Genomic DNA, 23,200 nt, shown 5'->3' on the forward strand with positions numbered 1-23,200 from the left:
ATCCGAAAAGACGTTCTCTTCTATGCTATAATGAAAGCATGGAACATAATGATATCGTATATGGCGTGCATGCTGTGGTAGAGAGTTTGGAGGCCAACACTGGCAACAAGCTCTATATTCAGGATGATTTGCGCGGAAAAAATGTAGAAAAAATTAAGAACTTGGCGACGGAGAAGAAGGTGTCTATCTCTTGGACCCCTAAGAAAACTCTGTCTGAGATGACAGAAGGTGCAGTTCACCAAGGTTTTGTCTTGCGGGTATCTGAGTTCGCCTATGCGGAGCTTGGAGATATTTTGGAAAAGGCAGAGCAGGAAGATAATCCCCTCATTCTCATCTTGGACGGGCTGACAGACCCCCACAACTTCGGCTCGATTTTACGGACCGCAGATGCCACTCAGGTAGCGGGCATCATCATTCCCAAGCACCGAGCAGTTGGCGTGACGCCCGTTGTGGCTAAGACTTCCACAGGTGCGGTGGCCCATGTCCCAATCGCCCGAGTAACCAATCTCAGCCAAACCCTCGATAAGCTCAAGGAAGCTGGTTTCTGGATTTTCGGGACAGATATGAATGGCACACCAAGTTACAAGTGGAATACAGCTGGCAAGTTGGCGCTGATTATTGGTAATGAAGGAAAAGGAATTTCGGCTAATATCAAAAAACAGGTTGATGAGATGATTACCATTCCTATGAAGGGGCATGTCCAAAGTCTCAATGCTTCCGTTGCGGCAGCTGTTCTCATGTACGAAGTATTTCGAAATAAAATTTGATGAAAGAAAAGATTTTACTAGTAGATGGCTACAATATGATTGCTTTTTGGCAGTCTACTAAGCAAGCCTTTAAGCAGGGAAAATTGGACCAGGCAAGGAATATTTTGCTTAACAAACTGTCCAATTATGCCTCTTTTGAAAAAATTGAAGTCATCTGTGTTTTTGATGCCCAGCATGTACCAGGCTTGCGCCAGCGCTATGATGAATTTAATGTAACGGTTATTTTTACAGAAGAAGATGAGACAGCTGACTCTTATATTGAGCGAATGAGTGCAGAACTCAATACCTCGCACTTAACCGTATCCGTTGCGACCAGTGACCTCAATGAACAGTGGGTGGTCTTCTCACAAGGCGCCTTGCGGGTGTCTGCACGTGAATTGGAACAGCGTGTCTCCAATGTGAAAAAGGAATTAAATCTCTTTGTAGACCGAACAGAATTATACACCCCTAGATTAAATCCCTGGTCAGAGGGAAATTTACAAGCTTTAGAAAAAATGATGAAGGAGATGAGAGATGACCTTTAAGTTGATGACTGACTCGACAGCAGACCTGTCACCACAATGGTTGGAAGAACAGGGTGTCAGTCAGCTAGGAATGGTTTTAGAATTGGACGGGATTGCTTACCAAACAGTGGGAGATGACCGTATTACAGCCCCAGTTCTGTTGGAAAAAATGGCTGCGGGTGGTCTACCAACCACTAGTCAAATCAATGCTGGTCAATTTGAGACGGCTTTTCGTCGCGAACTGGAAGCAGGTCAGCCCATTCTCTATTTAGCCTTTTCTTCAGGTTTATCTGGAACCTATCAGAGTGCCCTCATTGCGCGTGATATGATTTTAGAAGATTATCCTGAGGCAGTGATTGAAGTTTTTGATACGCGAGCAGCGACTTTGGGACAAGGGCTTTTGGTCATGAAGGCAGTTGAGGCGCGTAGCCAAGGCATGTCTTTGGAAGAGACGGTGAACTATTTGACAGAGCTAGCTCCTAGGGTGCGTTCGTATGTCATGGTAGATGATTTGCAGCACTTGGTGCGTGGTGGGCGTTTGAGCAAGACGTCTGCCATGGTTGGTGGTCTCATGAATATTAAACCTCTGATTACGGTCACTGCTGAGGGGAAATTGGAAGCTTTTGGCAAGGTTCGTGGACGCAAAAAAGCGGTGAAGGAATTGATTACTTCTAGCTTGATGGAACTGGCTGAACCGCGTGTCATGGTCTCTTATACAGGAGATTGGGCAGCTGCAGAAGATGTGAAAACGGCCCTCTTAGAACATCCGCAAGTAGAGGAAGTTTTGATAGAACATATCGGACCAGTTATCTCGACTCACGTAGGAACGGGCTGTTTGGCTATTTTTTCTATCGCACAGACAAATCGCTAAGAAACCGAAAAGGTTTCTTTTTTATGGTTTCAGACAGTTCTTCAATTGAGTTGATGCTTGGTTAATAGTCTATTTTGAAAAATAATCAAAACAAAATGTTAAACATAGTTGACAAAAATCTATTGGAGAGATACAATATAAGCAAATAAATGAAGGTGAGGTCAAACTTATGTTTTTCTCTTTAGGAATGTTAGTAGCTTTGGTACTTGGCTTTACAGTTGCCTATCGTCGAGCTCAAAAAGAGTTAAAATACGATGAACGGCAAGAAATGTATCGTAACCGTGGCTATAAATGCGCGACTTTCGCAATATTATTTACAAATGTTGCCATCATGTTACTAGCTGATTTCGTAGCAGAACAATTGAGCTTACGAGGAGTGGCTATGTTAACCATTATGGTTGGAGCAGTAGTTTATGCCTCCTATGCCATTTTGCACGATGCTTATTTTGGCTTTCAACAAAAAGGTTCTTCCTATATCCTACTCCTGTCAGTGGTTATGGTCTTGAATGCCGGTCTTGGTATTAGTAGACTGCTAGATGGAACTTTTTCGGAAGAAAGTGGGGGCTTGAATTTACTGATTGCGATCGGTTTTGCCTCCATATTGGCAGTCATCTTCTATAAAAAGATTGCAGAAAAAGGAGGAGAAGAATGAAAAAGAAAGAGAGTCAAGGAGTAGTTTTTGACGAGCGCCAGCAGCAATTTGTCTTAAAGAGTTACAAATATGGGTTTTGGTTCACAATTTTTATCTTGTGGTTAAGCTTCTTTGTCCTGAGATTTTTGGCAAATGTGGTTTCAGCTGGGTTTATGATTTCGATTGCCTTTTGGGGAGGTATCTGTCTTCAGACGTCCTATGCCATATTGAAAGGGGCGCACCCACTTGTTGACAATCGTTTTAAGCGATTTGGTCGCTTTGGAAAATGGTTTGGTTTATTTGCTTTTCTATATGGGATAGCAATGACTGTCTTTAGCTTATTTGACCCTGCAATGACTAAATTTAATTGGAAAGAATTTTTCTCCTATGGTGAGACAGGAATGATGCTGGCTTTAAGTCTATCTTTGATGGTGACCGGCTTCTCCCTAGTCTGCCGTAAATATCTTGATAAAAAAGAAGAGGAGGACTAGTCATGACCTACCTACCTTTACTTCTTATGCTGGTTGCTATCACTGGTGTGCTCTTCTATCGTCGGAAAAAAGATGGTCGAGTAGAGGCTTTCCCTAAAAATGAATACGATGAGTACCAACAATTCTTGCGTGGAAAAGGTTATCAATATGCATTTTATAGTCTCCTGGCTGCAATCTATGTCTTGTATATGTTGGCAGAGTTGGCAAATATTCGTTTTTCTCAGGCGTTTCATTTTTGGTTTCTCATGTACGTGGGTCTCAGTGTTCAGATTGGTTACAATATTTGGACAGGGACTTACTTTCCTATTAATAAGAGCGCAGGATTGACACCGAGACAATTTTTACTATGTAATCTGTGTATTTTCATGGTGGCCTTGTATTTGATAAAAATAGGAGATTTTCCTGCAAATGCCTTTGCCAAAGGTGGACTTGTCATGATTTGCTTACTGGGCTTATTTCCCTTGCAAAATATGCTGATTTTATGTCTTCGGATATGGCGTGATAGGAGGGAAGCAGATGAGTAAAAATCTCAAACTCAAGGCTGCGCGTGCAGGAAAAGATCTTTCTCAGCAAGCTCTGGCTGAATTGGTGGGGGTTTCTCGTCAAACGATTGCAGCAGTAGAAAAGGGAGACTATAACCCGACAATTAATCTCTGTATTGCTATTTGCAAAGTCTTGGATAGAACCTTGGACGACTTGTTTTGGGTAGCTGATGAGGAGTAGAATGTGGCTGAACGGCTCTGCCATTTTTCTAAAAAAATAAACTCAAATCGCTTGACGACAGACATGATTTTTTGGTATGATAGTAGATGGTATTGTTTACCCCATTTGAAAGGCCCCGGAACCTTCCAAATACCTTCGATGGGACGGAACACCCATCACCCTTGTAAACAAATATTACGAATTCGTATAGGAGAAATCATGAACAAAACAACTTTCATGGCTAAACCAGGCCAAGTTGATCGTAAATGGTATGTCGTTGACGCAACTGATGTACCTCTTGGGCGTCTTTCTGCAGTAGTTGCTAGCGTACTTCGCGGAAAAAACAAACCAACCTTCACACCACACACTGATACAGGTGACTTCGTGATCGTTATCAATGCTGAAAAAGTTAAATTGACTGGTAAAAAAGCAACTGATAAGATCTACTACACTCACTCAAACCACCCAGGTGGCTTGAAACAAATCTCAGCAGGTGAACTTCGTTCTAAAAATGCTGTTCGTTTGATCGAAAAATCAGTTAAAGGCATGCTTCCACACAACACTCTTGGACGTGCACAAGGTATGAAATTGAAAGTCTTCGTTGGCGGTGAGCACACTCACGCAGCACAACAACCAGAAGTACTTGACATCTCAGGACTTATCTAAGAGGAAAGGAGCATTAAATAATGGCACAAGCACAATATGCAGGTACTGGTCGTCGTAAAAACGCTGTTGCACGCGTTCGTTTGGTTCCAGGTACTGGCAAAATCACAGTTAACAAAAAAGATGTAGAAGAGTACATCCCACACGCTGACTTGCGTCTTGTTATCAACCAACCATTTGCAGTAACTTCAACAGAAGGTGCATACGACGTTATCGTTAACGTTAATGGTGGTGGATACGGTGGTCAATCAGGTGCGATCCGTCATGGTATCGCTCGTGCGCTTCTTCAAGTAGACCCAGATTTCCGCGATTCATTGAAACGCGCTGGTCTTCTTACACGTGATGCACGTATGGTTGAACGTAAAAAACCAGGTCTCAAAAAAGCCCGCAAGGCATCACAATTCTCAAAACGTTAATATTCAATTATATCAACGTTTCAGAGCACTTTGCGAAGTTTTCGCAAGGTGCTTTTTTGATGAAAAAAGTACTTTGGTAATCCTTTTGGTAATCTTTCGAGACTTGGTTTTTGGTCAATATGAGGCTGAGCAATAAATCTAGTTCATTTAGCCTTATTAAGATACTCTGCAAATTTTGTAATTGACTGTTTTTCACCAGCTTTTGTAGCATGGCTATAAGTGTCTAAAGTCATCTGGCTGCTTGCATGGCCTAAGCGTTTAGCAGTATTGACTGGGTCAATTCCCATTTCAATCATCAAGGTTGCGTGAGTGTGTCTAAACCCATGTGGGCTAATCTTTTTAAGATTATGCTTACGTATAATACGTTTTAGAATATTGTTGATATAGTCAGCGTGTAAAGGTTCTATCTCACCATCTCGGTTGCAGTATGTAAACATAAATTCTTTGTCGAGAGAAAGAGGCTGTATTGATAATTGCCACTTTTCTCTGCTAGTTTCCTGTTTCCATTTGTTGAGGATAGAACAGGTTTCATCATCAAGATAGATAGAGCGCACAGAGAATGTATTTTTAGTTCCTTTTTCAATGGCATGGCCATCTATTCCTCCTAAACTTTTGCTAACTGTTAATAGTTGATTCTCAGAATCAAAATCTTCCCACTTAAGGGCGTAGAGCTCCCTTTTCGTAACCCGCTGTATGCTAGTAATCGAAATAGTGCATAATGTTTATAAGGTTCATTTTCTAAAATGATTTGCAAAAACTGCTGCAACTCACTAACTGACCAGTAATTTTCACTGGCAGTTTTTTTGATTTTAGGCAAAATCACCTTGCTCATTGGATTACGTTCAATGTAATTCATGTTGATGGCAAATTCAAAGATTTTTGAGGTATATGACTTGATTTGTTTCATATTCTTGAATGACTTGGCTTTATCAGTGATGAAGGTTTGACAGTCTAAAGGACTGATTTTTGAAATTTTCTTTTCTCCAAAAACAGGAAGAATATGTAGGCGATAGAGGTCGGCAGTTTTGACTGCAGTAGTTGCTTCGACAGTATCTTTATAAGCTTCATACCACCTTTGATAAAGCTCTTGGTAAGTGTAGGTTGTTTGAGCAGTAATATGGACAAAAGTTCCACTATTCAGCTGATGATTAACAGCAGTTTCATGAGCTTTGGCAGCTTTACGCGTCTTGAACCCTCGTTTAGTATAATATTTTTTCTTACCGTAGTTGTTTAGACCAAGGTAAATTTTGACAAAATAGGTTGTTCCTTTAAGTGATTGGTATTTGTGAATTGACATAACATTCCTCCGTATTATTCAAGTTTTCGGAGCTTATGTAATTGAGAAATGTTAGCTTATTTTTTTTCGCGATCTGTTCGTCTAATTTGATACTCTTCTGTCTGAGTCCAGGTCTTCCAAAGATCTGATTCACGATTTTGGCTGTTCATGTGCTTGATTAAATGTTTGATAAATGTCTCTTCATAATCAACCAAGTAACCTGATAAGACACGTCTAAATTCATCTGAGAACGTCTCATTTAGGGGCATAGACAGATGAATTTCTCCAAGCTCGATACTTTTCTTAAGCCTATCCATATCGCTCTTAAAAGGCGTTACAGAGGTGATTTCTGATGTTTTAAAACTATCTGCGACGATTTTCAAATTAGATGGTGCGTTTTTATCATCATCTAGACCTAAAATATAGGCTACTGAAACACCAAAGTAGTCCGCAAGCTTTTGGGCATTTTCTTTTTTAGGTGTCCGTATGCCTTGATTATATCCGGATAAGGTAGGATAAGCTATATTTGTAGCAGAACTGATCTCAGTTAATTTTTTGCCGCTGTCTTCTATTAACTTTGTAATATGATTGGTCATAACTACCTCCTTTTCAGTATTATACCACACTTTATTCTTTTTGAATAAAAATAGTTGACAAAAATTCAAAAAGAGTTTATAATTCAAAATGAATAACAAATAAATTCGGAGTTTATTTAATTGAAAAATAGAAATGAAGTAATGATATGTCAGAAGAAACAACTTTGGTTGTCCAACTTCCCAAAGCACTAGAAAAGCAATTACGAGCTCACTATGATGAGATGATTGCAACAGCAGTGGAGCGAGCTTTAGAGGATAAAGAGCTCTATAAACCGATGGTGCGAATGGCTGCTTTGGCAAGATGGTTAGATGTTTCCACAACCACTTTGCAAAAATGGACACGTGAGGGTATGCCAACTATGGTGATAGATGGTGTAACTCTCTACGATAAGCGGGCTGTGACACGCTGGTTGAAGCAATATGAAAGATAAAGAGGAACATTTATGAGTGATGTTCGGTGGATTAAGATAACAACGGATATTTTTGATGATGAAAAGATTCAGTTGATTGAATCAATGCCAGAAGGAGATACCCTGATTGTTATTTGGTTCAAGTTGTTAGTCTTAGCGGGCAAACAGAATTATAATGGCGTACTAGCTCTAGGCGATAAAGTCTTTTATACCGAAGAAATGTTGACGACGGTTTTCAGGCGAAAAGCTACAACGGTCAAGTTAGCTTTAAAGACCTTTGAACAGTTTAGCATGATAGCCTTTGTAGATGGTGCTGTCACCATTCCTAACTGGGAAAAACATCAGAATATTGATGGCCTTGAGAAAATTCGTCAGCAAACTAGAGAAAGGGTAACACGCTTTCGTCAAAAGCAAAAAGCTCTAGTAAGTGGGCAAGATAGTTTATCAATAGAATGTAACGTTACAGAAACGTTACCTGTAACGGAAAGTAACGATCAAGTAACGCAACAGATTAAGAACAAGAATCAGAAAGAGAATAAGAATATACTAGATAATAGTTCTAGAGAGACAGAAGATCAGTCAACAACTTATCTCAAACCAGAGTATTATTCCCTTTTGCAAGTGATTGCGGATAGATATAACGATCGTTTTATTTACCCCTATAATTACACCCTAACGCATAAGCAAAAAATGGCGATTGGACAGTTTTTAAGCGAAGGCTATATGACTTCTGATGAAGTCTTGGGAATGATAGATCGTATTCCTAATGATGTAGAGTCACCATTAGCCTATTTAATGAGCTCTATGGAGCGCCTAAAAGATGAGCGATTATTGGAAGCTAAGGTAATTGCTCATGAAAATGCTAGAAAGTTTTACCAAAAGGGATAAGGAGAGTAGAATGACAATTTATTATCAATTGGAGAATATGCTAGTCGCTGGTTTTAAATCAGAAGAAGAGTTACAACGGTATCAAGGGTTAAAAGCAGAGTATGAGGAAGAAACCCTGGATTATAGTTTCTCAATTAGAGAAATTGTCAATCAATTAGAAATTATTATCCAGAGTAGAGAAAATGACTTCCCAAATTTAGAAGAAGGGCTGTTGCAAGATTATCAGGAACTTGTAGAATATTTGAGGGAATATGATGTGTCTCAGGCAGAAAAATACACAAGGAGAATTTATCGTGGTTGAGCGTTATCGAACAGTTCTGAAAAAATTCTATATCACAAAATCGCAGAATCAAACGCTAAACTACCTTATCAGTTATACAGGTTTAAGGAATTTTTCTAACTATGCTAGGAAAATGTTATTTAAGAAATTCCCTATTGTTGTGGTATTTGATGAAACTTCATTTGAAGACTTGATATTTTCTTTGAGGCGAATTAAAAATAATATCAATCAGTTAGCAAGGATAGCAGAGCAATCTCAGGATCTTCAAGCATTACGAGCTATGACTTACAGTGTTCAAATGATTGAAAAATATGAAAAATCGTTCCTTAAATACCATAAAACGAAAAAGGCGAGGTTACTATCAAAAGTGGATGAATGAAAAATAGAATTAAAAATATCGTGAAGCAAGTCTTTTTGACTGAGGATGAGAATAAAAGATTGTTAGCATTAATGGCTAATGAAAAAGAGTCAAACTTTTCCGCTTTTGCCAGAAAGAAATTATTTAACCAAGAGATTGAATCATGGACGATTAATTTTCCAGAGTATGAGCAACTGACAGAGCGATTCATTCAGATTGGCAGATCAATTAATAGGATCGCCAAGTTGTCAACTCAGGTTGGAAATATTTCACAACAGAATTTTATAGAACTTGGACAGTTGATAACTCAATTATTGGATGAATTGGAAAAGGGACTCTCAGTTAACCTGAAAAAGAAGTCTACTAAACATTAAATAAGTAAATGAAACCGCAGGAATTTATCTGCGGTTTTCTTATGTCTTTCTAAAAAATGATTGTCTGACAATGTCAGCCACCGTGTTTGGCACGGGGAATTTAGAATTGATACAAAAACATAATTTTAGGTCTTTGCGAGCTCAGATAGTGTATACACACTATCGCAAAAAATCCACTACCAAAAGTGAGCAGACAGCTCCTTTAGGTGATGGATTTTAACACTTGGGGCAAAGCCCCAAACCCCTTGAGGAAACGTGTAAGAAGAAGGGAAACATGGTATAATAGAGTCATTAAAGATAGTGAGGGTTTGAATATGTCAGAACAAGCGCAGAGGCAAGAATTGCACCGTAAAATTTGGGCGATTGCAGATGACGTCCGTGGGGCGGTAGATGGTTGGGATTTCAAGCAATACATTTTGGGAATCCTTTTTTACCGTTTTATCAGTGAAAATTTTAAGACCTATATAGAGGGTGGTGAAGATTTCAACTATGAGGATACTCCGGATGAAGCAATCACACCTGAGGTTAAGGATGATGCGATTAAGACCAAGGGGTACTTCATTATGCCTGCGCAGCTTTTTTCCAATGTTGTGAAAACAGCTCGTAGTAATGACAATCTAAATACGGAGCTCAAGGATATTTTTGATGCCATTGAGGCGAGTGCTACGGGCTATGCCAGTGAACATGATATCAAAGGTCTTTTTGACGACGTGGACACCAGAAGTAATAAGCTGGGAAGTACTGTTCCAGAGCGTAATGAACGCCTAGCCCTTATCCTAGAAGGTATTGCTAGTCTTGATTTTGGGAATTTTGAGGACAATCATATTGACCTTTTTGGGGACGCTTATGAGTACTTGATTTCAAACTACGCTTCCAATGCAGGGAAGTCAGGTGGCGAGTTTTTCACCCCACAGAGTGTGTCACGTCTGTTAGCTCGTATCGTCATGCTGGGTAAGGACGAGAAAAATAAAATCAACAAGATTTATGACCCTGCTTGTGGTTCGGGTTCTCTTCTACTTCAAGCTAAAAAACAATTTACGGAGCATATCATTGAGGATGGTTTTTACGGTCAGGAGATTAACATGACCACCTACAACCTGGCGCGGATGAACATGTTCCTCCATAATATCAACTACGACAAGTTTAGTATTGAGCGTGGCAATACGCTACTAGACCCCAAGCATGGCAATGATAAGCCCTTTGATGCTATCGTGTCCAACCCGCCTTATTCAATCAAGTGGGTTGGTAGTGACGACCCGACGCTGATCAATGATGATCGTTTTGCCCCAGCAGGGATTCTGGCACCCAAGTCTAAGGCGGACTTTGCCTTCATCATGCATAGCCTTTCTTATTTGTCTAATAAAGGCAGAGCGGCTATTGTCACCTTCCCTGGGATTTTTTATCGAGGTGGTGCGGAGCAAAAGATTCGTCAGTATCTGGTAGACGGAAACTTTGTTGAGGCTGTTATCCAGTTGCCTGATAATCTCTTTTTCGGGACATCTATCGCGACCTGTATCCTTATCCTTGCTAAGAATAAGCTGACAACAGATGTTCTCTTTATTGACGCTAGCCAGCAATTTAAAAAAGAAACCAATAACAATGTCTTGGAAGAGAAGCATATCGAGAAAATCCTGGCAAGTGTTAAGGACAAGAACAATGAAGACTATTTCGCACAGCTCATTTCCCAAGAAAAAATTGCGGAAGCTGACTACAACCTCTCTGTATCTACCTACGTGGAAAAAGAGGATACGCGTGAGAAAATTGATATTGATGTTCTCAATAAAGAAATTGCGGAGACCGTGAAAAATATTGACCGCTTGCGAGCAGAGATTGATAAGATAGTCGAGGAGTTGAGCTGATATGACCTACATTGATGAAATGATAAAAGAGCTTTGTCCTGACGGAGTAGAGTTGAGGGAAATTGATAAATGTGTCGATACAGTTAATAGTCCCATAAAATTAAAACGAAAAGATTATCATAAAGAAGGTGCAATTGCAGTTGTTGATCAAGGAGAAGATTTTATAGCTGGCTATATCGATACTGATAAATTTCTTCCTCAAAGTGAGTATGTAATTTTTGGAGACCATTCAGAACATATTAAATTTATTGATTTTCCATTTGTTCAAGGTGCTGATGGTCTGAAAATCCTTAAAACCAAAGATGGAATAGTACCTAAGTATTTATATTATTGTTTCTGTAATTTTTATCATAAAGAAGGAAGTTATAAAAGACACTGGAGTAGTGCAAAAACAACATTAGTTCCAATCCCTCATGAGAAAATCCAAAAAGAAATCGTCAAAATACTTGACAAATTCACGGAATATGTTACAGAATTGACCGCAGAATTGACCGCAGAATTGACCCTTCGACAGAAGCAATATAATTATTTTAGAGATTATTTATTGAACTTTGATAATGATAGTTCGGGGGGGGCGAACAATAAGGTTTACACTGTCCAGTGGAAAACGTTGGGTGAGGTATGTGATGTACGTGATGGTACACATGATTCACCTAAAAAGAAAAACTTTGGAAAATATTTAATTACCTCTAAAAATATAAAATGTGGTTCAGTAATATTTGAAAATGCTTATTACATTAGCGATGAGGATTTTGAGTTAATAAATAAACGAAGTAAAGTTGATGTCGATGACTTGCTTTTTACAATGATTGGCACTGTCGGAGAAATTGCACATATCATTGATGAACCTGATTTTGCAATAAAAAATGTAGGATTGATTAAAACAAGGGATAGAATCCTAGCTAGATATTTATTTCACTATTTACAGTCATCAGTAGCTAAAAAGTATATAGCTGATAATAAGAGTAAAGGTAGTCAAGTTTTTTTAGCTTTGGGTAAAATCAGAAATTTCCCTATTCCATATGTTCCATCTGACATCCAATCCCGCATTGTCCACGTCTTGGACAATTTCGATACAGTTTGTAACGACCTCAATATCGGCCTGCCCAAAGAGATTGAACTTCGTCAAAAACAGTACGAATTCTTTAGAGATAAACTCTTGACCTTCACCGCCGAAGGCGTGTATACTGACAGTACAGTACAGTACAGACAAGACCTGATTAGGCTCTTGACTTGGGTTTTCGGCTCGATACGGGTGAAGTTGGGGGCTGTGGCGACGGTGGTGCGTGGGAAACGTGTGGTCAAAAGTCAATTGCATCCAAGCGAAGGTTATCCCGTTTATCAAAATAGCTTAACAACCTTAGGTTATTTTGAGCATTATAATCGAGAGGCAGAAACAGCATTTCTGATTAGTGCAGGGGCAGCTGGTGAAGTTGGCTATACACGTAGCAGATGTTGGACAGCGGATGATGTCTGGACTTTTGATACTGAGGTCATAGGTCAGCGTTACCTATATTATTTATTGATGAGTAAGCAAGAGACGGTTAAAGCGCAAGTTCGAAAAGCAAGCGTACCACGGCTATCGAAGTCCTCTATTGAGAATTTAGTGTTTATCCTCCCACCCCTTGACCAACAAGACCGCATCGTTGCCATCCTCGACCGCTTCGATACCCTAACAACAGACCTCAGCCAGGGTCTACCAGCTGAGATTGAGCAACGACAAAAACAGTATGAATATTGGCGGGATCAGTTGTTGCAATTTTAAACAAAGAGGTGATACCTTATGGGAAAAAGTTTGAGAGATATTGCCCAGGAGCTGAAGGAGTCAGATAAGAAAGTTCATCTGATTTATGCTTTCAATGGAACAGGGAAAACAAGATTATCTAAGGAATTTGCTAAACTTGTTACACCTGATGAAGGTGAGCTAACAAGGCAAAAAATTCTCTATTATAATGCTTTTACAGAAGACTTGTTTTATTGGGATAATGAGGCAATTGCCTTGAAAATTTGGAACAACTATTTTATGGATTGGATTCTAATAGATCAAGGACAAGATGGAAATATTATTAAGAATTTTCAACAATACACAAATGATAAGTTGATGCCTAACTTTAACTTCTCAGATAGAAGTGTTACCTTCACTATTGAGCGTGGTAATGAGGAAATTGCAGAATCCATTAAGTTATCCAAAGGAGAAGAAAGCAATTTTATTTGGTCTATATTTTACACGCTATTAGAGCTAGTGATTAGTGAACTGAAAATACCAGAATTCGATGAAAGAAGCACATCCGATTTTAATCAGTTGGAGTATGTATTTATTGATGATCCTGTCTCATCTTTGGATGATAATCATTTGATAGAAGTTGCTTCTAATTTAGCTTCCTTAATAAAAGAGAGTAACAAGGAAAAATTAGGATTACAATTTATAATCACGACTCATAACCCATTATTCTATAATGTTTTACACAATGAATTTGGAAATGCTAATAAGTTTAGACTAGAAAAATTGGAAGATGGTACCTATGAGCTGCACGCACAAAGAAATGATTCACCATTTTCTTATCACATGTTTTTGAGAAATGAACTGAGAACAGCAATAAATGAAAATAGAATTCAAAAATATCATTTTAATTTTTTGAGAAATCTTTTTGAAAAAACTGCGACGTTTTTAGGGTATATGGATTGGAAAGATTTGTTACCGCGTGAAGCAGATAACGAAACAAAACTGAGCTATGCCAAAAGAATTTTAGATATTTCAAGTCACTCGCAGTATTCGGGAGAAGAAGTTTCTAGTCTCAATCCTAGAGAGAAGCAGATGTTAATTTATCTGTTTGAAAGTTTTGATAATACCTACAATTTCAATAAGGAGCACCCATGACAAGTACCTTTCAAACCACGCCCATTGTCGAAACCAACAACTTCATCGTTTTAGATAAATACACTAAACTTGCCCAGCCCAGCACTTATCAGACAGAAGCAGACCTGGAGCGGGAGTTGATTGCGGATTTGCAGGCTCAGGGATATGAGTATCGACCAGACTTGCGAAAGCCAGATGCCCTCTTACTCAATCTCCGTGAGCAGGTGCAGACTTTAAATGGTGTGCTCTTTACCGATGCGGAATGGCTACGCTTTTTAGAGGAGTACCTTAATAAGCCTAGTGATAGCTTGATTGACCGCACCCGAAAGCTCCACGACAACCACATCTACGACTTTATCTTTGATGATGGGCATATTCAAAATATCTATCTCTGGGATAAGAAGAATATCAGTCGTAACAAGCTTCAAGTCATTAACCAAATGACTCAAGTTGGGACATCAAACAATCGTTATGATGTGACCGTTTTGGTAAATGGGCTTCCCTTAGTACAAATTGAGCTTAAAAAGCGTGGGGTGGCTATTCGTGAGGCTTTTAATCAGGTTCACCGTTACAGCAAGGAGAGTTTTAATGAAGAAAATTCACTCTTCAAGTATCTCCAGATTTTTGTCATTTCAAATGGGACGGATACTCGCTATTTTGCCAATACCACTAAGCGGGAGAAAAATTCTTTTGATTTTACCATGAATTGGGCACTAAAAAATAATGAGCCAATCAAGGATTTGAAGGATTTTACAGCGACCTTTTTCAGTCAGCAGACACTCTTAAACGTTCTCATCAATTATTCAGTTTTTGATACCAGTGATACCCTCCTTATCATGCGTCCCTATCAGATTGCGGCGACGGAGCGGATTATTTGGAAGATTCGCTCGGCTATTGACAGTAACATTAAGAGTGGCCCTGAGACTGGCGGCTATATCTGGCATACTACGGGGTCTGGTAAGACCTTGACCAGTTTTAAGGCTGCGAGACTGGCGACTGAGATGGATAAAGTGGACAAGGTTTTCTTTGTCGTTGATAGGAAAGACTTGGACTACCAGACCATGAAAGAGTACCAGCGTTTTTCTCCTGACTCAGTCAATGGATCAAATAGCACAGCTGGACTTAAACGCAATATCGAAAAAGATGACAATAAGATTGTTGTGACGACGATTCAAAAGCTCAATAACTTTATGTCGAGCGAAGCGCAGCATGAGATTTACAACAAGCAAGTGGTCTTTATCTTTGACGAATGCCACCGTTCACAGTTTGGCGAGGCTCAAAAACGGTTGCAGAAGAAGTTTAAGAAGTATTGTCAATTTGGTTTTACAGGAACGCCGATTCTTCCAGATATCTATGATAAAGATGGAAATATTACGCGTAAGGGGAATGCTCTGGGTTCTAATACCACTGTTTCTGTATTCGGTCGGGAGCTTCATGCATACGTCATTACCGATGCTATCCGCGATCATAAAGTCTTGAAATTTAAGGTGGATTACAATGATGTTCGTCCACAGTTTAAGGCCTTGGAAACTGAGCAAGATTTAGGGAAATTATCTGCTGCTGAAAATAAAAAAGCTCTGCTTCATCCGACACGGATTACAGAGATTTCGGCTTATATTTTAGAACATTTTAATCAAAAGACCCATAGGCAAAACGGTAAAGGATTTAACGCTATGTTTGCCGTGTCAAGTGTCGAGGCGGCAAAGGCTTACTACCAAGAGTTGCAAGACCAACAAGCTGGAAAAGATAAACCATTGAAGATTGCAACCATCTTCTCTTATGCAGCAAATGAGGAGCAAGCTGCGATTGGGGAGATTGATGACGAGACTTTCAGCCCTGCTGACTTGGCAGATATTAGTAGTAAGGAATTTTTGAGTGGAGCGATTTCCGATTATAATCGCCTGTTTCAGACCAACTTTAGTATCAATGGCAATGAGTTTCAAAACTATTACCGTGATTTAGCTAAGCGAGTCAAGTCTGGAGAAGTGGATTTGCTGGTTGTCGTCGGTATGTTTTTGACTGGTTTTGATGCTCCGACCTTGAATACACTTTTTGTGGATAAAAACCTACGCTATCATGGACTTATTCAGGCTTTTTCTCGAACCAATCGGATTTACAATGCGACTAAGACGTTTGGAAATATCGTCACCTTTCGTGATTTGGAGAAGGCAACGACAGATGCGATTAAGCTTTTTGGGAAGACTGAGACGGCTGATATTCTGTTGGAGCGCTCTTACGACGACTACATGACTGGCTATATTGAGGCTGGTCAAGAGCAAAAAGGGTATTTGGAAGTCGTTAAAGAATTACAGGAAAAATTCCCGGATTCTGCGACGATTAGTAAAGAAAGTGATAAGAAAGAATTTGTGACCCTATTTGGTCAGTTCTTGCGTTTGGATAATATCTTGCAGAACTATGATGATTTCATGAGTTTGCAGGCTTTGCAAGAGTTAGATGTTACAGACGCAGAGGCTGTGGCAGAGTTCAAAGAACGTTTTCATCTGGACGACGAAGCCGTTGCGGAACTTTCTAAAATGGACATCCCAAGTATTCGTGAGATTCAAGATTATCGCTCTACTTACAATGATATCAAGTCCTGGTATGACAATGAGAGGCGGAATCAGCAGGATAGCGATTCCGAAATCGATTGGGATGCGGTTGTCTTTGAAGTAGAGTTGTTGAAATCACAGGAAATCAATCTGGACTATATTCTGGAATTGATTTTTGAAACCAACCAAAAGGTATCTGATAAGGATCAACTCATTAAAGAAATTACTCGGACTATCCGTGCTAGTCTGGGTCAGAGAGCTAAGGAAAGCTTAATTGTGGATTTTATCAATGCCAGCGACTTGGACAGTTTTTCTGAGAAGTCAGATATTTTAGAACAATTTTATACATTTGCCCGTCAAAAACAAAAAGAAGCAGTAGCTAATTTGATTGAGACAGAAGGGTTGAATGTCGAGAGTGCTAACCGTTATATTCAGATGTCACTCAAACGAGAGTACGCTAGTGAAAATGGTAATGCTCTCAATGAAGCACTTCCTAAGATGAGTCCCCTCAATCCACAATATCGGACCAAAAAGCAGACGGTATTTGAAAAAATTGTTAACTTGGTTGAGACGTTCAAGGGGATTGGTGGAGAGATTTAACCATTATTATTTCTTCTAGATATAAGAAGAGACAAATTTTATAGTTGACATTTTAAGAAATATCAAAGGCATTAAATCAGTAGTATAAAAAGCTGACTTATCATTTATTTGGAGACGACAGTCGTTCCAAAAATGTGCTGTTTGATATTGAGAAGGAGGCTTAAACTTGGAAAACAAAAGGGATTTAATTCAAACCCTATCCCACTACCAATTCTCTCCAGAAACCCAATATTTGGATAGAAAGTCAGCACGAAAGAAACCGTCTGAACTGCTTAAACACCTGATTGCCTTTGCTAATGCAGATGGTGGTCAGCTGGTCATTGGTATTGAGGACGACAAGCAGAATAACATCATCACTGGCTTCAAAGATGGCAGAGCCTATCCCATTGATGAGTTCAAAAAGATTGACCGTGAGATGCGTGACACTCCCTTGGATTTATCTTTTGAAGAAATCCCTGTGCGAAACCATAAGGGTGAAGACGATGTGATTTTGGTTGTCTCAGTTGAATTGTCCTCAAACCGAGTGATTGCTGCGCCTAATGATGAAGTTTACCTGCGTCAGGGGGATGAAACGGTAAAATTAAGTTATGAACAACGAACTCAGCTCAGCTATGATAAAGGACAACGTTTCTTTGAGGATGAAGTTGTGGCTGACGCTACCTTGGAAGACATCAATGATGACCTGGTTCAGGATTTCAAAAATCGATTTGATATTTCAGACCGTTCGACAGAAGAAGTTCTCAAAGCTCGGCGTTTTCTGGTCAATGGAAAATTGACCAAGGCAGCTATCTTGCTTTTTGGTAAATACCCATCAGCTTTCTTCCCTCAAGCTCGTGTTCGTTTCCAACGGTTTGATGGCACGGACATGGGGACAGGCAGTAGTTTTAATGTCATCAAGGAAGTAACCTTTGATGATGCTCTACCAATCCTGATTATCAAGGCTCGTGACTTTATTCGTACCCAGCTGCGTGAGTTCCAATATCTGGATGACAATGGGCAATTCCAAATTTTGCCTGAGTATCCTGAATTTGCTTGGTTTGAAGGTGTCGTCAATGCCGTCACCCATCGAGATTATTCTGTCTATGGCGACCATATTCGTGTGCTCATGTTTGATGACCGACTGGAAATTCATAGCCCAGGGAAATTGCCAAATATCGTCACCGTTGACAATATTAAGCATGAACGGTTTTCAAGAAATCCTCGGATTGCCAGAACCCTGACAGAGTTTGGTTGGGTCCGTGAGATGAATGAAGGTGTTAAACGGATTTACTCAGAGATGGAATCAGCCTTTCTCCATGAACCAAAATACTCTGAACCTGGGAACAAGGTTGTTCTGACGCTTGAAAATAATATTGTCAGCCGACACCTACGGACCCGAGATAGTTTGGAGAAACAGTTTACTGATTTTGGAGACCTCAATGCCGACGAGCAATTACTGGTTCACTACATGTATAATTCAGGCGAGAAGATGACAACAGCAAAAGCCATTGAGCTGACGGGAAGAAGTCGCTCGTTTGTTGTTAAAATGTTGCATCATCTTCGTGATTTAGAAATCATCACTTGGTTTGGATCAAGTAAAAATGACCGCAATCAATATTATCTTTTAATTGATAAATGATTACAGTCAGGGTACTATTAGTAATAAGAATACAGTAGAATACAGTAGAATACAGTAGAATACAGTAGAATACAGTAGAATACAGTAGAATACAGTAGAATACAGTAGAATACAGTAAGGAACAAAAAAGTAGGTACCATAAAGTTATCGGTATCTACTTTTTATGATAATATTGTTAAGTAGTTTAACATAAAAAAGCAGTAGGGATAGTTATTACAAAATCTGAAGAATTGTTAACTAACACATGCATAATAGTGACTTACTCATAAACAGAATATTTTGTAACTATGGTTGGTTGAATAATGAAATAAAAAACGAATATCTTTTATATTTGGAGTATAGCATAATAGTAAGAGTACAGGTGGTATTGTATTGAGAGAGGTATCTTATGTTTAGTAAATTAAGTGACCACGACTTTAAAAAAGGAGTCTTTAGAACTAAGTTCAGTCAATTAGTAACTCCATTAGATAAAGAATCTGACTGGATCCATTCAAAAGGTCCAGAATATCTTTGGATTGGATTAGCTCTGCAATATGGAAACCGAACAGAGCAAATGGAAAAAATGATGTTAGCTCTGATTAATTTATCAAAAGCATTAGATTTAGAAAAAATCTTACCTTTACCGGCAATGAGTTTAATACTTAATTTAGATATTGATGAGAAGAAAATTCTTGTTGAATCATTAAGTTCTGCTTTCGACTTATCAATATTTTCTCCACTTTCAATAGTTTTGCCTGATAGCGAAGAGGTTCTGAGTAAAAATTTTTACAGCAAGAGTCACTCTTTTAATCAAAGACTAGATATACTTGTTAAAGTACTAAATGAAATATCTGACCAATATAGTCAATTATCAACGGATATAAGATATTTTTTACTGTATTACAAGATGCTACAAGGAAAAATTAAATTTGTAGAATCGCAGTCACACATGGTAGACGGATTAACTAAATACCCTTACTTAGATATATCAGATCCAGAAATGAGAATTGTTCGTTCCCAGATTCGCTCAATGGAGGTTGCTTTATCAATGTCTGAAGGTATGAATTATCTTTATAGTAAAAGATTTTGGAATAATATTAGTCAACTAACTGATTGTGAGGTATATTCAATTGTTATGGATAGAAGTAATGCTATAGATTTGAATGAGATAAAAAGTACAGTATATTCAGCATTAAAATATTACAGAGACATGCTTCAAAATATAGAGCCTTTTAACGAGAAGCTTTATGTTTTAACTAGTATCCTAACCTATTCTTATAAGCGGTTACTAGAGTTGATGAATCATGATTTGCAATATACGATTTCAGGGCGTTCTATAGTAAGGTCATGCATTGAGAACTATGTTATGACAAAATATTTAATTGCTGAGGAAGCAAACCATAAAAACATTTGGGAGGAATACCAATATTATGGTATTGGTGGTTATAAATTAGTTTCCGAACGCTTTATAGAGAATCAACCAGAGTTAACAAATCCTCATATTAATTTTGAATATTTAAATTTGCTAGTGTCGGAATTTCAAAATAAAGAATTTATAGATATGGACACTAGATATTTTGGAAATGGCAATATAAGACAAAAATTTAAGCAAGTAGGGGAAGATGATTTATATAAATTTTACTATGATTATGATTCTCAATTTGAACATGGACTTTGGGGAGCCATTAGAGAGAGTTCGGTTTTGAAATGCACTTCAACTGGGCATCAATTCCATGGAATTCCTGATATAGATAATGTACAAGAATTACCTGATATTAGTCATGATATGGTAATGATTTTGACAAAGCATCTATCCATCATTAAAGAAGTATTTCCTATTCCCAATGAATAGAAAGAGAGGGGCTATGTTAAGTAAACTTCGTCAGTCACAAAGTGAGTATCTAGAGTTGTTGAAAAAAGTCAAAGATGATTTAGACTTAGAAAATGTAACTTATAACTTGGATAAAGTTAGAAATTTTTGGTTCAGAAAACAAAAATTGTTAGAAATGTGTAGTCAATATCTTTTTAATAATTCGGATACATATTTTTATACTGCAGTATCAAAATTCAATGTTGCCAACTCAGATAAGAACATCCTCTTTGCATTGGGAAATTATCAAATATTTGACGATCCAATACTATCCTATTTAGAGGTAATAGAAAAAAGTAATGTAATCCATGATATGAAAGATTACATCACAAAATTAAAAGAAAGGATTATAGAGTGCATTGATGATTTGATAGTTTTATTAGAAAAAGGAATTCCAAATTTTTACGTATTACCGCTAAGATTTTCTAGTTCAATTATCAACAAAGAAAAAATTGATATCATGCCATTTATTGAAAACTTCTTCATAGAAGGTATTGATTTTAAAAATTTACACCAGTATGAGGATATAGATACTGTAGTCGTGCATGAATATTTATCACGGATATTACTTTTTGATTATGATGATCCTACAGAAACAATAAAAGACCGTCTGAAAAAATATCGACTTGAGTATTCAGATACATTCCCCAAAAATATGAATGATGCAGAACTTTTACGATTTATAATCTACGGTTATTTCAGTCAAGCTATGGACATTTTTTTGACTTCTTACTCTTTCAATGCTTTTCCATTTTTTTCTAACTTAACTACGTACCTAAATTATAATATTCTTTTGTTAAATATCGTGCATTATTCTAAAGGAGAAAACTTAGAACATTTCTTAAAAATGTCAAGATTGACTTTACCAATTTGGTTTGAATACGATAAAAAAGGAGTTGAGCTAAGTATTTCTGAAATACGTGAAAGAGCAAAAAATTTAAACTTTTCAGATCGTATAAGAGAGATTTATAATGCTCTCGATGATTTCAACACCCAAGAGCAGTTGATTACTGAGATTGAGAGTTGTGTACATTTATTGATAAAGTAAATTATTAAGGTAGAGGTTGTTAGTAATGTTGTTTCTCAATAACATAAGCTCCGAAAATTGAGTTTTGGTAATCTAATGGTAATCTATTATTTGTAGGATTGGGCTATAAGTGTTTAAATTTGATGAAACTGACTTTTGAAAGCTCGATTTGATAAGCTTTTATAGATATTTGACTTCGGTCACCCAAAACCAGGTCTCAAAAAAGCCCGCAAGGCATCACAATTCTCAAAACGTTAATATTCAGTTATATCAACGTTTCAGAGCACTCAAGAGTTTACCTCATGGGTGCTTTTTTCTATGCTTTTTACGAAAGTTTGCCCTAAATTTACCCTATTTATTTTGAATATGTTGATAGGCGAGAGTACCAGCAGATAGAGGAACAACGTTTGAGGTGTTTACATAGGTTTTTGTTGTGATAGTATCACTATGTGTCAGAGCCTCAGAAATGGCTTCTAGGCTCATTCCTGCCTGTCTAGCAAGTGTAGCACCTGTATGCCTTAGTTTATGTGGTGTGGCATGCTTTAAGCGTGGATGGCGTCTCCTTACTGAGTTCATTTTATTGTTCAGATAATCAACGTGTAAAGGGCTATTGACATTCCCTTTTGTATCGATATAAGTAAATACTAGTTGGTCAGGAGTTTGCATAATATCAAATTGTGCTAACTCTTGTTTTTGTTGTATTTTCCATTGGGATAGGAGTGTTACAAGGTAATAAGGGATAGAGAAAATTGTTTTCTTGTTTCCTTTTGTAGATTTCAAGTTTTTATATTTATCAAGAGCATTTTTCAGATTAATTTCTGCCTTGTCTAAATCAATATTTTTCCAATGCAGGGCATAGGATTCGGATTTTCTATCGTTTAGAATAAAGGTTGTAAAAAATAGGACATAGTCCTTCAACGATATTTTGTCATTGTCTAAATCTTCCTTAAATGCTTCAAACCATTCTTGTAACTCCTCGCTAGAAAGATACAATTCCTCTTCTATCTTGGATTCCTGGAGTTTAATTTGAATAGGTTACACTAAACTAGACAGTCTTATAAAGTGTTCTACACTAAAGAAAATAGGAGAATATTATGTCTAGAAAAATACGTCGCCACTTCACCGATGTCCAAACGTTTAGTCGTTTAGAAAAAGCACTTTATAAATTTTGTACAGAAAAGTGTTGCCTTTTCACATTGTTACCTTCTGTCAAGCAAATGATATTCTGTTGGAAGCCTATAGCCCGCTAGGAACAGGTACTATTTTTAACAATTCTGTTGTCCAAGAAGTAGGGGAGGCCAATGGTAAATCAGTTTCCCAAGTGGCTCTTCGTTGGAGTTTACAAAAAGGATTTCTCCCATTGCCAAAATCAGTTACACCTAAAAATATCGAGGCTAACTTGGAAGTGTTTGATTTTACCTTATCTGATGAGGATGTAAAGAAACTAGACACAGTAGAAGCTGCGACAGTACAGTCTAATCCTGATGCTGTTAATTTTTAAGTAGTTTTACGAAATAGATTGAAACAACTATTCTTTAGAGGGATAGTTGTTTTTTCTTATGGCTTCCAGCCAGTTTTTCTCGGAGAGAAAAATGAGAAAACCACCAGCTATGCT

At 38.0% G+C, this 23,200-nt stretch carries 22 protein-coding genes and 3 pseudogenes; 22 read left to right on the forward strand and 3 right to left on the reverse strand.

Annotated features, from left to right (window positions below):
- The first annotated feature begins 38 nt into the window (after positions 1-38).
- The 9 genes from rlmB (at position 39) to rpsI (ending at position 5,044) form a co-directional block, all read left to right on the forward strand.
- A complete protein-coding gene (gene rlmB / locus ACHUFA_RS09035; protein ID WP_222347799.1) occupies positions 39-767 on the forward strand; it encodes a 23S rRNA (guanosine(2251)-2'-O)-methyltransferase RlmB in 729 nt (242 codons plus the stop codon).
- Positions 767-1,291 carry an NYN domain-containing protein gene (locus ACHUFA_RS09040; protein WP_222347800.1) on the forward strand — a complete coding sequence of 175 codons (525 nt, stop codon included), beginning with the start codon at positions 767-769 and terminating at the stop codon, positions 1,289-1,291. The genes rlmB and ACHUFA_RS09040 overlap by 1 nt, the downstream gene beginning before the upstream one ends.
- On the forward strand, positions 1,281-2,141 hold the full coding sequence (locus tag ACHUFA_RS09045; RefSeq protein ID WP_222347801.1) for a DegV family protein: 861 nt from the start codon (positions 1,281-1,283) through the stop codon (positions 2,139-2,141). The genes ACHUFA_RS09040 and ACHUFA_RS09045 overlap by 11 nt, the downstream gene beginning before the upstream one ends.
- A gap of 169 nt (positions 2,142-2,310) precedes the next feature.
- Positions 2,311-2,793 (forward strand): hypothetical protein, encoded by a 483-nt coding sequence (locus tag ACHUFA_RS09050; protein WP_394405640.1) that lies wholly within the window; start codon positions 2,311-2,313, stop codon positions 2,791-2,793.
- The gene (locus ACHUFA_RS09055) at positions 2,790-3,263 is read left to right on the forward strand and encodes a hypothetical protein (protein ID WP_222347803.1); all 474 of its coding nucleotides are present in this window, start codon (positions 2,790-2,792) and stop codon (positions 3,261-3,263) included. The genes ACHUFA_RS09050 and ACHUFA_RS09055 overlap by 4 nt, the downstream gene beginning before the upstream one ends.
- Before the next feature lie 2 nt (positions 3,264-3,265).
- Positions 3,266-3,787, forward strand: a complete 522-nt coding sequence (locus ACHUFA_RS09060; protein ID WP_394405642.1) for a hypothetical protein — start codon at positions 3,266-3,268, stop codon at positions 3,785-3,787.
- Positions 3,780-3,986 (forward strand): helix-turn-helix transcriptional regulator, encoded by a 207-nt coding sequence (locus ACHUFA_RS09065; RefSeq protein WP_222347805.1) that lies wholly within the window; start codon positions 3,780-3,782, stop codon positions 3,984-3,986. The genes ACHUFA_RS09060 and ACHUFA_RS09065 overlap by 8 nt, the downstream gene beginning before the upstream one ends.
- A gap of 198 nt (positions 3,987-4,184) precedes the next feature.
- A complete protein-coding gene (gene rplM / locus ACHUFA_RS09070; RefSeq protein WP_222347806.1) occupies positions 4,185-4,631 on the forward strand; it encodes a 50S ribosomal protein L13 in 447 nt (148 codons plus the stop codon).
- A 20-nt stretch (positions 4,632-4,651) separates the two neighbouring features.
- Entirely contained in the window at positions 4,652-5,044 is a 393-nt protein-coding gene (gene rpsI / locus ACHUFA_RS09075) for a 30S ribosomal protein S9 (protein ID WP_222347807.1), read from the forward strand.
- A gap of 143 nt (positions 5,045-5,187) precedes the next feature.
- On the opposite strand, the pseudogene ACHUFA_RS09080 reads toward rpsI, so the two are convergent.
- Positions 5,188-6,341: pseudogene (locus ACHUFA_RS09080) on the reverse strand (site-specific integrase).
- A 56-nt stretch (positions 6,342-6,397) separates the two neighbouring features.
- On the reverse strand, positions 6,398-6,916 hold the full coding sequence (locus ACHUFA_RS09085; RefSeq protein ID WP_222350119.1) for a helix-turn-helix domain-containing protein: 519 nt from the start codon (positions 6,914-6,916) through the stop codon (positions 6,398-6,400).
- Between the two features lie 146 nt (positions 6,917-7,062).
- Here ACHUFA_RS09085 and ACHUFA_RS09090 point away from each other — a divergent pair, with 146 nt between their 5' ends.
- The 12 genes from ACHUFA_RS09090 to ACHUFA_RS09145 all read left to right on the forward strand — a co-directional run bounded on the left by ACHUFA_RS09090 (position 7,063) and on the right by ACHUFA_RS09145 (position 21,606).
- Positions 7,063-7,347: a DNA-binding protein gene (locus tag ACHUFA_RS09090; protein WP_065957486.1), complete on the forward strand. Its 285-nt coding sequence runs from the start codon at positions 7,063-7,065 to the stop codon at positions 7,345-7,347.
- Positions 7,348-7,359: 12 nt separating this feature from the next.
- The gene (locus tag ACHUFA_RS09095; protein WP_394405645.1) at positions 7,360-8,214 is read left to right on the forward strand and encodes a phage replisome organizer N-terminal domain-containing protein; all 855 of its coding nucleotides are present in this window, start codon (positions 7,360-7,362) and stop codon (positions 8,212-8,214) included.
- Between the two features lie 10 nt (positions 8,215-8,224).
- Positions 8,225-8,515: a DUF5962 family protein gene (locus ACHUFA_RS09100; RefSeq protein WP_000158582.1), complete on the forward strand. Its 291-nt coding sequence runs from the start codon at positions 8,225-8,227 to the stop codon at positions 8,513-8,515.
- Positions 8,508-8,873 carry a plasmid mobilization protein gene (locus tag ACHUFA_RS09105; RefSeq protein WP_018166603.1) on the forward strand — a complete coding sequence of 122 codons (366 nt, stop codon included), beginning with the start codon at positions 8,508-8,510 and terminating at the stop codon, positions 8,871-8,873. The genes ACHUFA_RS09100 and ACHUFA_RS09105 overlap by 8 nt, the downstream gene beginning before the upstream one ends.
- Entirely contained in the window at positions 8,870-9,226 is a 357-nt protein-coding gene (locus tag ACHUFA_RS09110) for a hypothetical protein (protein ID WP_000797245.1), read from the forward strand. Before ACHUFA_RS09105 ends, ACHUFA_RS09110 begins: the two co-directional genes overlap by 4 nt.
- 314 nt (positions 9,227-9,540) lie before the next feature.
- Positions 9,541-11,085, forward strand: a complete 1,545-nt coding sequence (locus tag ACHUFA_RS09115) for a type I restriction-modification system subunit M (protein WP_044681309.1) — start codon at positions 9,541-9,543, stop codon at positions 11,083-11,085.
- Position 11,086: 1 nt separating this feature from the next.
- On the forward strand, positions 11,087-12,850 hold the full coding sequence (locus ACHUFA_RS09120) for a restriction endonuclease subunit S (RefSeq protein WP_394405648.1): 1,764 nt from the start codon (positions 11,087-11,089) through the stop codon (positions 12,848-12,850).
- Between the two features lie 18 nt (positions 12,851-12,868).
- Entirely contained in the window at positions 12,869-13,963 is a 1,095-nt protein-coding gene (locus tag ACHUFA_RS09125; protein WP_394405650.1) for an AAA family ATPase, read from the forward strand.
- The gene (locus tag ACHUFA_RS09130; protein ID WP_394405652.1) at positions 13,960-17,091 is read left to right on the forward strand and encodes a type I restriction endonuclease subunit R; all 3,132 of its coding nucleotides are present in this window, start codon (positions 13,960-13,962) and stop codon (positions 17,089-17,091) included. The genes ACHUFA_RS09125 and ACHUFA_RS09130 overlap by 4 nt, the downstream gene beginning before the upstream one ends.
- A 166-nt stretch (positions 17,092-17,257) precedes the next feature.
- Entirely contained in the window at positions 17,258-18,709 is a 1,452-nt protein-coding gene (locus ACHUFA_RS09135) for an ATP-binding protein (protein WP_394405654.1), read from the forward strand.
- 388 nt (positions 18,710-19,097) lie between these two features.
- On the forward strand, positions 19,098-20,540 hold the full coding sequence (locus tag ACHUFA_RS09140) for a DUF5677 domain-containing protein (RefSeq protein WP_222350174.1): 1,443 nt from the start codon (positions 19,098-19,100) through the stop codon (positions 20,538-20,540).
- A 13-nt stretch (positions 20,541-20,553) separates the two neighbouring features.
- A complete protein-coding gene (locus tag ACHUFA_RS09145) occupies positions 20,554-21,606 on the forward strand; it encodes a hypothetical protein (RefSeq protein WP_222350175.1) in 1,053 nt (350 codons plus the stop codon).
- A 330-nt stretch (positions 21,607-21,936) separates the two neighbouring features.
- Here ACHUFA_RS09145 and ACHUFA_RS09150 read toward each other — a convergent pair.
- A pseudogene (locus ACHUFA_RS09150) lies at positions 21,937-22,614 on the reverse strand (site-specific integrase); the annotation flags it as partial.
- A 166-nt stretch (positions 22,615-22,780) separates the two neighbouring features.
- Here ACHUFA_RS09150 and ACHUFA_RS09155 point away from each other — a divergent pair.
- Positions 22,781-23,086: pseudogene (locus tag ACHUFA_RS09155) on the forward strand (aldo/keto reductase); the annotation flags it as partial.
- Positions 23,087-23,200: the final 114 nt, after the last annotated feature.

Origin of the sequence: Streptococcus hepaticus, from assembly GCF_043656315.1 — a bacterium.
GTDB lineage: Bacteria > Bacillota > Bacilli > Lactobacillales > Streptococcaceae > Streptococcus > Streptococcus hepaticus.